Below are 12,782 nucleotides of genomic sequence, written 5' to 3' on the forward strand. Positions count from 1 at the left end.
TATATATTTGATTTATAATAAGGACAATCTTTATACAAATTATGCAAGACAATCAAGTACAAATTTTCGATACAACCCTTAGAGATGGAGAGCAAGTTCCTGGGTGTAAATTAGACACTAATCAAAAACTAGTAATTGCAGAGAGATTAGATTTATTGGGCGTAAATGTTATAGAAGCTGGTTTTCCTGTTTCTAGTCCTGGGGATTTTAATTCGGTTTCTGAAATTGCAAAAATTGTAAAAAATGCAACAGTTTGCGGTTTAACAAGAGCTGTAGAAAATGATATTAAAGTTGCAGCAGAAGCGTTAAAAAATGCAAAATTCCCAAGAATTCATACAGGTATTGGTACAAGTGATTCTCATATAAAATTTAAGTTTAACTCTACAAGAGAACAAGTTATAGAAAGAGCTGTAAAAGCTGTTTCTTACTCTAAATCTTTTGTAAATGATGTAGAGTTTTACGCAGAAGATGCAGGTAGAACAGATAATGAGTATTTGGCAAGGGTTTGCGAAGCGGTAATTAAAGCAGGTGCAACAGTGTTAAATATTCCAGATACTACAGGATATTGTTTACCAGAAGAATATGGTGCAAAAATTAAGTATTTAAGAGAAAATGTAAAAGGTATAGAAAATGTAATTCTATCTTGTCATTGTCATAACGATTTAGGTATGGCTACTGCAAACTCTATTGCTGGTGTTATAAACGGAGCAAGACAAATAGAATGTACAATTAATGGTATTGGAGAAAGAGCAGGAAATACAGCTTTAGAAGAAGTTGTTATGGTTTTAAAACAACATCCTTACCTTAATTTAGAAACAACAGTTAACTCTAAATTATTATACGATACATCTATAATGGTAAGAGAAAGTATGGGTATGCCTGTGCAACCAAACAAAGCAATAGTTGGTGCAAATGCATTTGCACATAGTTCTGGTATACATCAAGATGGTGTAATTAAAAACAGAGAAACCTATGAAATTATGGATCCTGAAGATGTAGGTGTAACAGAAAGTGCAATCGTTTTAACAGCAAGAAGCGGTAGAGCAGCATTGGCTTACAGAGCAAAAAAGATTGGTTACGAATTAACAAAAGTTCAACTAGATGAAGCGTATAGCTCTTTTTTAGAAACAGCAGACAAGCAAAAAGAAGTAAAAGATCAAGACATTCATAATATAATGAAAGAAGTAAATAAGACTTCTAAAATAGCAATGGCATAACAATTTAATAATAAAAGTATGAAATATACAATAGCAGTAATTCCGGGAGATGGTATTGGTCCAGAGGTTACCAATCAAGCAAAAAAAGCATTAGATGCTATTGCAGAAGTGTATGATCATATATTTTTGTACGAAGAAGCGCAAATGGGCGCATGTGCTATTGAGGCAACAGGCAACCCTTTGCCAGATGAAACTATAAAAACATGTAAAAACGCAGATGCAATTTTGTTTGGCGCTATTGGCGATCCAAAGTATGATAAGGATCCATCTGCAAAAGTAAGACCAGAACAAGGTTTATTAAAATTAAGACAAACATTAGGTTTGTTTTGTAACGTTAGACCTGTAAAGGCTTATGATAGTTTAATTAAAAACTCTCCTTTAAAAAGAGAAATTATAAAAGGTACAGATATTGCAATTTTTAGAGAATTAACGGGCGGAATTTACTTCGGAAAAAAAGAAGTAAGCGAAGATGGTAAATCTGCTTTCGATGGTTGTTCTTATGATGTTGAGGAAATATCAAGAATTTCTCATTTAGCTTTTAAAACGGCGCAAACTAGAAGAAAAAAAGTGACTTTAGTAGATAAAGCAAACGTTTTAGAAACTTCTCGTTTATGGAGAAAAACAGTTACCGAAATTGCAAAACAATATAAAGACGTTAAGTTAGAGTTTTTGTTTGTAGATAATGCTGCAATGCAGTTAATTTTAAATCCTAAACAATTTGATGTAATTCTTACAGAAAATTTATTTGGCGATATTATTTCTGATGAAGCAAGTGTAATTGGTGGTTCTATCGGTTTATTAGCGTCATCATCCTTAGGAAAAAGAAACGCTTTATTCGAGCCAATTCATGGCTCTTTTCCACAAGCAAAAGGAAAAGATATAGCAAATCCTTTAGCGTCAATTTTATCTGCAGCTATGATGTTAGAACATTTAGGCTTGCATGAAGAAGCAGATGCAATCGAAAGAGCTGTAGAAAAATCTTTATTATTAGGTATTACTACAGAAGATATTAAAGGTAAAAATAAATATCCAGCATCAACATCTAAAGTAGGAGATTTTATAGCAGATTACATTTCTAATCAAGAAGATAGTAACCTTAATTTTAAGAATATTCACATGGGGCAAAGTACTATTATTTAATCCCTAGAATTCTGATAAAAAATATATGATGAAATCATTTTTAAATATTATTTCAATTACAAGCGTCATCGTAATTATTGCGGTTTGATGAGGAAGTTGTATTTATATTTTTATAAAAAAACCTTCCACTTTAAATGGAAGGTTTTTTTATGATTTTTTCAAAAGTTGAATGTCATAATAATAAACAGTTAAAACACTTGTTTTCAGCATTTTAAATATTAATTATAATCCCTGAATGTAAACGGTATCATTGCATTTTATGTAATGTAAATAGAGAAACATAGTAATTTAGTCAATAAATTGAACAAAACAATAAATGGAATTAAATAAACATAGCAAAAGGTTAACGCAAGACGAATCTCAACCAGCATCTCAAGCAATGTTATATGCCGTAGGCTTAACAGATGAAGATATGAGCAAAGCCCAAGTAGGTATTGCAAGTACTGGTTATGATGGTAACCCTTGTAATATGCATTTAAATCGTTTAAAAGACGAAGTTAAAGTTGAATGTAATATTGCAGATATGGTAGGGTTAGGTTTTAATACGATTGGTGTTTCTGATGGTATTTCTATGGGAACTTCTGGTATGAACTATTCTTTAGTGTCTAGAGATATTATTGCAGATTCTATAGAGACTGTAATGAATGCTCAAAGTTACGATGCTGTTGTTGCAATTGTTGGTTGCGATAAAAATATGCCAGGTTCTATAATTGCTATGTTGCGTTTAAATAGACCAGCAATAATGATGTATGGTGGTTCTATTGCGTCTGGAAATTATAAAGGAAGAAAATTAAATATTGTTTCTGCATTTGAGGCTTTAGGGCAAAAAGTTGCTGGAGAAATAGAGGAAGAGGAATATAAAGAAATTATAAAAAGAGCTATACCTGGTGCTGGCGCTTGTGGAGGTATGTATACAGCAAACACAATGGCGTCTGCTATAGAATGTATGGGTTTTGCTTTGCCTTATAATTCTTCAATTCCTGCAGAAAATCCAAATAAATTATCAGAAGCAGAAAGAACAGCAAGAGCAATTAAAAATCTATTAGAGTTAGATTTAAAACCTTTAGATATTATAACTAAAAAGTCATTAGAAAACGCAGTGGCTTTAGTAAATGCTTTAGGTGGTTCTACAAATGCAGTATTGCACTTTTTAGCTATTGCGCATGCCGCAGAAATAGATTTTACTTTAGAAGATTTTCAAAGAGTTAGTGATAGAACTCCATTAATTGCTGATTTAAAACCATCTGGTAAGTATTTAATGGAAGATGTTCATGGAGTTGGAGGTACGCCTGCAATTATGAAATACTTATTGCAAGAAGGTTTTTTACATGGAGATTGTTTAACAGTAACTGGTAAAACCTTGGCTGAAAATTTAGCAGACGTTGAGGCAATGGAGTTTGAAGAGCAAGATGTAATTTTTCCGAGAGACAAGGCTTTAAAGTCTTCTGGAAATATTCAAATTATATACGGAAACTTAGCAACAGAAGGTGCTGTAGCAAAAATTTCTGGTAACGAAGGTTTGCTGTTTGAAGGAAAAGCAGTGGTTTATGATGGTGAGCAAGCTGCAAACGCAGGAATTTCTAACGGAGAAGTTGAAAAAGGAGATGTAGTCGTCATTAGGTATGTGGGGCCAAAAGGAGGACCAGGAATGCCAGAAATGTTAAAGCCAACTTCTTTAATTATGGGTGCTGGTCTTGGGAAATCTGTAGCTTTAATTACAGATGGACGTTTTTCTGGAGGAACTCATGGTTTTGTTGTTGGGCACATAACTCCGGAAGCACAAAATGGAGGAACAATTGGAGTGTTACAAACAGGCGATAAAATTAGAATTAGTGCAGAAGATAATTCTATTAATGTTTTAATTTCTGATGAAGAATTAGCAGCTAGAAAAGCAAATTGGGTTGCGCCAGCATTAAAACATAAAAAAGGAATTTTATATAAATATGCAAAAACGGTGGCATCTGCTTCTAAAGGATGCGTTACTGATTTGTAGATTTAAAAAGACGTAAAAATAAGAGGTGAGAATAAGATTGAAGGTGTCTTTAATCTATTTTCTCTAATCTAAAAATAAAAAATATGGAAACAAAAACCATAAAAAATAAAAATAATACGGCTATAACTACAGAAAGAATTTCTGGTAGCGAGGCAATTGTTAGATCTCTAATAGAGGAAGGGGCAGACATTATTTATGGATATCCTGGTGGTGCAATAATGCCGGTTTATGATGAGTTGTATAAATATCAAGATAAAATTCATCATGTATTAACACGTCACGAACAAGGAGCAACGCATTCGGCGCAAGGATATGCTAGAATTTCAGGAAAAGTTGGTGTCGCAATTGCTACTTCTGGGCCAGGAGCAACAAATTTAATTACTGGTATTGCAGATGCGCAAATAGATTCTACACCAATGGTGTGTATAACTGGGCAAGTTTTTTCTCATTTATTAGGTTCAGACGCTTTTCAAGAGACAGATATTGTCGGTATTTCTACTCCGGTAACAAAATGGAATTGTCAAGTAACAAAAGCTTCAGATATTCCTGCGGCAATAGCAAAAGCTTTTTATATAGCAAAAAGTGGAAGACCAGGACCTGTTTTAATTGACATTACTAAGGATGCTCAAATGGATGAACTTGATTTTTTCTATGAGAAATGTACGAAAGTAAGAAGTTATAATCCGATTCCTAAAACAGATGCGTCTTCTTTAAAAGCCGCAGCAGAAATTATTAATAATGCCAAAAAACCATTAATTGTTTGGGGGCAAGGTGTTGTTTTAAGTGAGGCTGAATCTCAATTAAAGGCAGTTATGGAAAAAGCAGATATACCTGCTGCTTGGACAATTTTAGGGGCTTCTGCAATTCCAACCTCACATCCATTAAATGTTGGTATGGTTGGTATGCATGGTAATTATGCGCCAAATAAATTAACTAACGAATGCGATGTGTTAATAGCTATAGGTATGCGTTTTGATGATCGTGTAACTGGTAGCTTGTCTACATACGCCAAACAAGCCAAAGTAATTCATTTTGAAATTGATCCTGCCGAGGTAGATAAAAATGTTAAAACAGATGTTGCCGTTTTAGGTGATGCAAAGGCTAGTTTAGACTTGTTATTGCCATTGTTAAATGAAGCAAAACATACAGATTGGCTTCAAGAGTTTAAAGATTTGTACGAAGTTGAGTATGAAAAAGTGATAAAAAATGACCTATATCCCACGAAAGAAGGTATTACAATGGGAGAGGTTTTAAAAGAAATCAATATTCAGAGTAAAGGTGAAGCAGCTATAGTTTCTGATGTTGGACAACATCAAATGATTGCTTGTAGATATGCAGATTTTAATGTTACCAAAAGTAATATTACTTCTGGCGGATTAGGAACAATGGGTTTTGGTTTACCAGCAGCAATAGGTGCAAAAATGGCTGCTCCAGAGAGAGAGGTTGTTTCTATTTCTGGTGATGGTGGTTACCAAATGACAATTCAAGAATTAGGTACAATTTTTCAGCAAAAAGCAGCAGTAAAAGTAGTTGTTTTAAACAACGATTTTTTAGGAATGGTTCGTCAATGGCAACAACTGTTTTTTGATAAACGTTATGCTTCTACAGAAATGGTGAATCCAAATTTTGTAGCGATTGCAGAAGGGTACTACATTAAAGCTAAAAAAGTAACAAAAAGAGAAGAATTAGCAGATGTAGTTGCAGAAATGATGGCGAGTAAAGAAGCTTATTTTTTAGAGGTTTGTGTAGAGAAAGAAGATAATGTGTTTCCAATGATACCAACAGGAGCTAGTGTTTCGGATATAAGATTAGAATAAGATGAGTACAGAAAAACAATTATATACAGTGTCTATTTACACCGAAAACAATATTGGTTTGTTAAATAGGGTATCAGCAATTTTTCAAAGAAGGCATATTAATATAGAGAGTTTAAATACTTCTCCATCAGAAATAGAAGGTGTATCTAAATTTACAATTGTTGTAAATATGGATGAAATTAATATTAAGAAAATATTAGGTCAAATAGAAAAACAAGTAGAAGTAATTAAGGCATACTATCATAGCTTAGATGATATTATTTATCAAATATCTGGGTTGTTTAAGATTAAGTCTGTGCTTCTTTTTGAAGAGCGCCAAATTCAGAATATTATAAAAGAAAGTAATGCAAGAATTGTAACGGTAAACAAAGATTTTTTTATTCTAGAAAAATCAGGTAAAAAAGAAGAAATAGTAGCATTATATAATCAGTTAAGTGAATTCGGTATTATGCAATACACTAGATCTGGCTTAATAGCAGTAACCAAAGAAGAAATGAAAATTTCTGAATTATTAGAAACATACAACAACTAAATAAATAAAAATGTCAAATTATTTTAACACATTAACATTAAGAGAGAAATTAGAGCAATTAGGAAAATGCCGTTTTATGGAAGCTTCAGAATTTGAAGACGGAGTAGAAGCATTAAAAGGGAAGAAAATTGTTATTGTAGGTTGTGGGGCACAAGGTTTAAATCAAGGTTTAAATATGAGAGAATCTGGTTTAGACATTTCTTATACTTTAAGACAGGCTGCAATAGATCAAAAAAGACAGTCTTATATCAATGCATCTTCCAATAATTTTGAAGTTGGTAGTTATGAAGAAATGTTGCCAACAGCAGATGTGGTAATTAATTTAACACCAGATAAGCAACATACAAATGTTGTAAATGCAGTAATGCCTTTAATGAAAAAAGGTGCTACTTTATCGTATTCTCACGGTTTTAATATTGTTGAAGAGGGAATGCAAGTTCGTGAAGATTTAACAGTAATTATGGTGGCGCCAAAGTCTCCAGGATCTGAAGTTAGAGAAGAATATAAAAGAGGATTTGGAGTGCCAACCTTAATAGCAGTGCATCCAGAGAATGACCCAGAAGGAAAAGGTTGGGCACAAGCAAAGGCTTATGCAGTTGCTACAGGTGGTCATAAAGCAGGTGTTTTAGAGTCTTCTTTTGTTGCAGAAGTAAAATCTGATTTAATGGGAGAGCAAACTATTTTATGTGGTTTGTTGCAAACAGGAGCAATTTTATCTTTTGATAAAATGGTGGCAGAAGGAATTGAGCCTGGTTATGCGGGTAAATTAATTCAGTATGGTTGGGAAACTGTAACGGAAGCCTTAAAGCATGGTGGAATTACAAATATGATGGATAGATTGTCTAATCCTGCAAAAGTAGAAGCATTTAGACTTTCAGAAGAATTGAAAGATATAATGCGTCCGTTGTTTCAAAAGCACATGGATGATATTATGACGGGTCATTTTTCTAAAACTATGATGGAAGATTGGGCAAATGATGACAAGAATCTTTTAACTTGGAGAGCTGAGACAGGAGAAACTGCTTTTGAAAAACAAGTAATTACTTCTGATGAAATTTCAGAACAAGAGTATTTCGATCACGGAACGTTATTAGTTGCTTTTGTAAGATCTGGTGTAGAATTAGCTTTTGAAGCAATGACAGAGTCAGGAATTATTGATGCTTCTGCATACTATGAGTCTTTACATGAAACGCCATTAATTGCAAATACAATAGCAAGAATGAAATTGGCAGAAATGAATCGTGTAATTTCTGATACCGCAGAATATGGATGTTATTTGTTTGATCATGCGTGTAAACCTTTATTAACAGATTTCATGAAAAAGATTTCAACAAACGTTATTGGTAAATCGTTTAGTTCAGAAAATGGTGTAGATAATATAGAGCTTATTAAAATAAATAAGATTATTAGAAATCATCCTGTAGAAATTGTAGGAGAGCAACTAAGAGCTTCTATGACAGCAATGAAAGTAGTAAAAACTGCGTAAAACGTATGTTTTTAATTTTTTATAAAACCTGTCAGGATTTAATACCTGACAGGTTTTTAATTTTACATAAAAATCATGCAACATAAAGATATTTATTATCCGAGTTTAGTGAATATAAAAAAAGCGGCAAGTAATTTACAAGGTGTTGCTTTTGAAACTCCTTTAAGTAAAAATCACAATCTCTCTAAAGAGTTAAATGCTAATATATTATTTAAAAGAGAAGATTTACAAGTAGTACGTTCTTATAAAATTAGAGGTGCTTATAACAAAATGTCTTCTTTAAGTGATTTAGAAAAGCAAAACGGAATTGTATGTGCAAGCGCTGGTAATCATGCGCAAGGTGTAGCCTTATCCTGTAAATTATTACAGGTAAAAGGTACTATTTTTATGCCATCGCCAACACCAAAACAAAAAATTAATCAAGTTAAAATGTTTGGTGAAGATTATATTGATATTGTTATTGAAGGTGATACTTTTGATGATGCTTTTAATGCAGCAAAATTAGAATGTGATGCTAAAAACAAAACATTTATTCATCCTTTTAATGATGAAAAAGTTATTGAAGGACAGGCAACAGTTGGTTTAGAAATTTTAAATCAAGTAAAAGAAAAAATAGATTATGTTTTTGTTCCTATTGGTGGTGGAGGTTTATCTGCAGGATTGTCATCCGTATTTAAATACTTATCACCAAACACTAAAATAATAGGTGTAGAGCCAGAAGGAGCACCATCAATGTTAACTTCTATTAGAAATAATAAAAATACTTTTTTAGATAAAATTGATGCTTTTGTAGATGGTGCTGCAGTAAAAAAAGTTGGAGATTTAAACTTTGATATTTGTAATAGAAATTTATCTAAAGTGATTACTGTACCAGAAGGTAAAATTTGTCAAACAATTTTAGATTTGTATAATAAAGATGCTATTGTTGTAGAACCTGCTGGTGCTTTAAGTATTGCTGCGTTAGATTTTTATGCTGATGAAATTAAAGGTAAAAATGTTGTTTGTGTGGTTAGTGGAAGTAATAATGATATTACAAGAACAGCAGAAATAAAAGAAAGAGCATTATTATATGCTAAATTAAAGCATTATTTTATTGTGAAATTTCCGCAAAGAGCAGGTGCGTTAAAAGAGTTTGTTGCTGAAATTCTTGGTCCTAATGATGATATTACACATTTTGAATATACAAAAAAAACAAACAGAGAAAATGGTGCCGCTGTAGTTGGTTTAGAGCTGAAATCATCTTTAGATTTAGAACCTTTAATTCAGAGAATGAAAGATAAAAGCTTTTTTGGAGACTACTTAAATGATAAACCAGATTTGTTTCAGTTTTTAGTTTAAAAGAAACAACTTAAGAGTGAAATACATTTTGGCTTTTCGTTCTAAAAAGAACTGTTTTACACTTATTTTAGTTAATTTTGAACTCTAATTAAAGTAGTTTTTTTAGAGCCCTTAATTAGAGATAATTTATAAAATTACATGTATGAACTATACGTTTAAAGAAATACCAAACGAATATAAAATTAATGAGACTTTAAGTCAAGATACTTATTTAATTAACGGAGAATTAAAAAAGTGGAATGGCGATAAAGCGGATGTTTTTTCTACTATTTCATCAACAGAAGAGTACAAGCCAACTTTGTTGGGTTCTGTGCCAAATTTATCTGAAAATGAAGCATTAGAAGCCTTAAATGCTGCGTCAAATGCTTATGCAAGAGGGCAAGGTTTATGGCCAACAATGAAGGTAGAAGGTAGAATTGCTGCTATGGAGAAATTTGTAGCGCAAATGAAAACAAAAAGAGAAGAGATTGTTAAGCTTTTAATGTGGGAGATTGGAAAATCTTTACCAGATTCTGAGAAAGAGTTTGATAGGACAATAGAGTATATCTACGATACCATAGAAGATTATAAACAAATGGATAGAGATTCTGCTAAGTTTGAAAAAAATAGCGGAGTACATGCGCATATTAGACGTGGACCATTAGGTGTTGTTCTTTGTTTAGGCCCTTACAATTATCCTTTAAATGAAACTTTTGCGTTGTTAATTCCTGCTTTAATCATGGGAAATACAACTGTTTTTAAGCCAGCAAAACATGGTGTGTTGTTGTTAACTCCTTTGTTAGAGGCTTTTCAAACAAGTTTTCCTGCTGGTGTAGTAAATATAATTTACGGTAGAGGTAGAACGTTAGTTACTCCAATAATGAAAACTGGTTTAGTAGATGTTTTAGCTTTAATTGGTAATAGTAAGTCTGCAAATGCTATTCAAGCAAATCATCCGCAGAAAAATAGATTGCGTTTAATTTTAGGTTTAGAAGCTAAAAATCCTGGAATTGTTTTGCCAGAAGCAGATTTAGATTTGGCGATTAACGAATGTTTGGCGGGTTCAACTTCTTTTAATGGGCAAAGATGTACTGCTTTAAAGGTGTTATATGTTCATGAGGATATTGTTGAAGAGTTTAATAAAAGGTTTGCAGAACGTGTAGATGCTTTAAAGTTTGGTAATCCTTGGGAAGAAGGTGTTAAATTAACTCCTTTGCCAGAACCAGGAAAACCTGCTTACATTCAAGAGTTAATTGATGATGCTACTGATAAAGGAGCAAAAGTATTGAATGATAATGGAGGGAAAACATCAGAAAATTACATTTTTCCTGCAGTTTTATACCCGGTTTCTAAAGATTCTAGAGTTTTTGAAGAAGAACAGTTTGGGCCGGTTATTCCGATAGTGTCTTTTAAAGATGTGCAAGAGCCTATAGATGATATGGCTGCTTCTAACTACGGACAACAAGTAAGTGTATTTGGTAGCAATGTTAGAACTTTAGCGCCTTTAATTGATACGTTGGTAAATTTGGTTTGTAGGGTAAACTTAAATAGTGCAGCACAAAGAGGGCCAGATGTGTATCCTTTTACAGGTAGAAAAGATTCTGCAGTAGGAACTTTAAGTGTTCATGATGCTTTGCGTTCTTTTTCTATAAGAACTTTTGTAGCAGCAAAAGATACAGATTATAATAAGGCTATTTTACAAGAAATTTTAGATCAGAAAAACTCTAATTTTATAAGTACAGATTACATATTATAAAACATTAACTTAGATAAAAAAAGCTACTAATTCATAAGGTATTAGTAGCTTTTTTGTTTTAGACTTTAACTGTAAACATCGGTTTTAAAGCTTTTTTAGATAAGTTTTTGGTAACGCTTCCTGTAAAAAGGTGAGATATACCACTTCTACCGTGAGTGCTTAAAGCTATTAAGTCTGCTTTTTTCTCTTTTGCATAATTAAGAATTCCTTTTTCTACAGAAACATCGTTGTATATGTTTATTGTGTGTTTAGGTAGATTGTAATCTTTTATAAAAGTTTTTACTTTCTCTTTTGCATTAAATGTGCTTTCAAATTGAGAAGGTGTGTTAATTTTTAAAAGATGAATTTTGCTATTAAAGGCATTTGCAAAATTGAGGAATTTACTAAAAACCTCCTTGTTTTCTTCTTTAAAATTCGAAGCAAAAACTAAGTTTTTTAGTTTAATTTTCGCATCATCTTTTTTAACTACAATTACAGGAGTTTTAGAACTTCTAACAACTTTTTCTGTATTAGAGCCAATCATAATTTCTTCAAATTCAGAATGACCTTTAGATCCCATTATAATTAAATCTGCGTTAATTTTTTCTGCATATTTTTTAATACCATCAAAAGGATTACTCAATTTAATAAAATATTCTACATTCATTTCATCAGTAAAAAAAGTGTTTTTAAAAGCTACTATTTTTTCTTTTGTTTTTCGAAGATATAACATGCTTTCTGGAATGCTGAATTTACTACCAGAACCCATGTCTATAACTCCTGTAGGTAATTCTATGAGGTGAATTAAATAAATTGAAGCACTCGTTTTTTTAGCAATTTTAGCAGCCATTTTAGCTGCATATTCAGACGGTTTTGAAAAATCTATTGGAACTAAAATTTTTTTCATGATATAGAATTTTAAATTAGAAAAGAGCGTGTATTTAAAGTTACGAAAAAATTTTGAATTCGACTTGGTTTGGTAAATCGTAAACAATTCGTATATTTGCACCGAAATTTATAGTAAATGAAGAAGGAAGGGGACTCAAAAGTCCCCTCTTTTTATACTTTATTTTAAGGTTTATAATGGAGCAAGAAAAAATAAAAGACTTAGTAGAAGAGGCGTTGGCAAGTAACGACTCGTTGTATTTAATAGACTTATCTATTTCTGCAAACAACAAAATACAAGTTGTAGTTGATGGTGATCAAGGTGTTCCATTAAGCGAATGTATAAGAATTAGTAAAAATATAGATGGTAATTTAGATAGGGAAGAAGAAGATTTCTCTCTAGAAGTAACCACGCCAGATATTGCTCATCCATTAAAGATGAAAAGGCAGTATCTTAAAAATATTAATAGAATTCTTAAGGTAAAAACAGCAGAAGAAGAGTTTGAAGGAACTTTAACAGACGCAACAGAAGACAACATTGTCTTACAATGGAAGGCAAGAGAACCAAAACCAATTGGTAAAGGAAAAGTTACGGTGAAAAAAACAGTAACATTAGAGTATAAGGAGATTAAAGAAGCAAAAGTGAAAATTGTATTTTAA

At 32.1% G+C, this 12,782-nt stretch carries 10 protein-coding genes; 9 read left to right on the forward strand and 1 reads right to left on the reverse strand.

What is annotated here, in order from left to right; all coding sequences use genetic code 11:
- Nucleotides 1-41: 41 nt before the first annotated feature.
- The 8 genes from WG950_RS10935 (at nt 42) to WG950_RS10970 (ending at nt 11,258) form a co-directional block, all read left to right on the forward strand.
- Nucleotides 42-1,217 (forward strand): 2-isopropylmalate synthase, encoded by a 1,176-nt coding sequence (locus WG950_RS10935; RefSeq protein ID WP_079737431.1) that lies wholly within the window; start codon nt 42-44, stop codon nt 1,215-1,217.
- An 18-nt stretch (nt 1,218-1,235) separates the two neighbouring features.
- Nucleotides 1,236-2,357, forward strand: a complete 1,122-nt coding sequence (gene leuB, locus WG950_RS10940) for a 3-isopropylmalate dehydrogenase (protein WP_340932315.1) — start codon at nt 1,236-1,238, stop codon at nt 2,355-2,357.
- 316 nt (nt 2,358-2,673) lie between these two features.
- On the forward strand, nt 2,674-4,350 hold the full coding sequence (ilvD, locus tag WG950_RS10945) for a dihydroxy-acid dehydratase (protein ID WP_340932316.1): 1,677 nt from the start codon (nt 2,674-2,676) through the stop codon (nt 4,348-4,350).
- Between the two features lie 83 nt (nt 4,351-4,433).
- Nucleotides 4,434-6,167 carry a biosynthetic-type acetolactate synthase large subunit gene (ilvB, locus tag WG950_RS10950; RefSeq protein WP_340932317.1) on the forward strand — a complete coding sequence of 578 codons (1,734 nt, stop codon included), beginning with the start codon at nt 4,434-4,436 and terminating at the stop codon, nt 6,165-6,167.
- Nucleotide 6,168: 1 nt separating this feature from the next.
- On the forward strand, nt 6,169-6,699 hold the full coding sequence (gene ilvN / locus WG950_RS10955) for an acetolactate synthase small subunit (protein WP_340932320.1): 531 nt from the start codon (nt 6,169-6,171) through the stop codon (nt 6,697-6,699).
- A gap of 10 nt (nt 6,700-6,709) precedes the next feature.
- Entirely contained in the window at nt 6,710-8,185 is a 1,476-nt protein-coding gene (gene ilvC, locus WG950_RS10960) for a ketol-acid reductoisomerase (RefSeq protein ID WP_340932321.1), read from the forward strand.
- A gap of 75 nt (nt 8,186-8,260) precedes the next feature.
- Nucleotides 8,261-9,523: a threonine ammonia-lyase IlvA gene (gene ilvA, locus WG950_RS10965; RefSeq protein ID WP_340932323.1), complete on the forward strand. Its 1,263-nt coding sequence runs from the start codon at nt 8,261-8,263 to the stop codon at nt 9,521-9,523.
- A 142-nt stretch (nt 9,524-9,665) separates the two neighbouring features.
- A complete protein-coding gene (locus WG950_RS10970) occupies nt 9,666-11,258 on the forward strand; it encodes an NADP-dependent glyceraldehyde-3-phosphate dehydrogenase (RefSeq protein WP_340932324.1) in 1,593 nt (530 codons plus the stop codon).
- A 58-nt stretch (nt 11,259-11,316) separates the two neighbouring features.
- Here WG950_RS10970 and WG950_RS10975 read toward each other — a convergent pair whose 3' ends face one another.
- Nucleotides 11,317-12,144, reverse strand: coding sequence for a universal stress protein (locus WG950_RS10975; protein ID WP_340932325.1), 828 nt, complete (start codon nt 12,142-12,144; stop codon nt 11,317-11,319).
- A 176-nt stretch (nt 12,145-12,320) separates the two neighbouring features.
- On the opposite strand from WG950_RS10975, the gene rimP reads away from it, so the two are divergent.
- Complete coding sequence (gene rimP / locus WG950_RS10980; RefSeq protein WP_340932326.1) at nt 12,321-12,782, forward strand: ribosome assembly cofactor RimP; 462 nt, start codon at nt 12,321-12,323, stop codon at nt 12,780-12,782.

The organism is Polaribacter marinaquae (assembly GCF_038019025.1).
Lineage (GTDB): Bacteria > Bacteroidota > Bacteroidia > Flavobacteriales > Flavobacteriaceae > Polaribacter > Polaribacter marinaquae.

Bases quoted from the DNA above. Each gene is read 5' to 3' on its own strand.
- ilvD (WP_340932316.1), top strand. From the start codon at position 2,674: ATGGAATTAAATAAACATAGCAAAAGGTTAACGCAAGACGAATCTCAA.
- ilvA (WP_340932323.1), top strand. From the start codon at position 8,261: ATGCAACATAAAGATATTTATTATCCGAGTTTAGTGAATATAAAAAAA.
- ilvN (WP_340932320.1), top strand. From the start codon at position 6,169: ATGAGTACAGAAAAACAATTATATACAGTGTCTATTTACACCGAAAAC.
- rimP (WP_340932326.1), top strand. From the start codon at position 12,321: ATGGAGCAAGAAAAAATAAAAGACTTAGTAGAAGAGGCGTTGGCAAGT.
- ilvB (WP_340932317.1), top strand. From the start codon at position 4,434: ATGGAAACAAAAACCATAAAAAATAAAAATAATACGGCTATAACTACA.
- WG950_RS10970 (WP_340932324.1), top strand. From the start codon at position 9,666: ATGAACTATACGTTTAAAGAAATACCAAACGAATATAAAATTAATGAG.
- ilvC (WP_340932321.1), top strand. From the start codon at position 6,710: ATGTCAAATTATTTTAACACATTAACATTAAGAGAGAAATTAGAGCAA.
- leuB (WP_340932315.1), top strand. From the start codon at position 1,236: ATGAAATATACAATAGCAGTAATTCCGGGAGATGGTATTGGTCCAGAG.
- WG950_RS10935 (WP_079737431.1), top strand. From the start codon at position 42: ATGCAAGACAATCAAGTACAAATTTTCGATACAACCCTTAGAGATGGA.
- WG950_RS10975 (WP_340932325.1), bottom strand. From the start codon at position 12,144: ATGAAAAAAATTTTAGTTCCAATAGATTTTTCAAAACCGTCTGAATAT.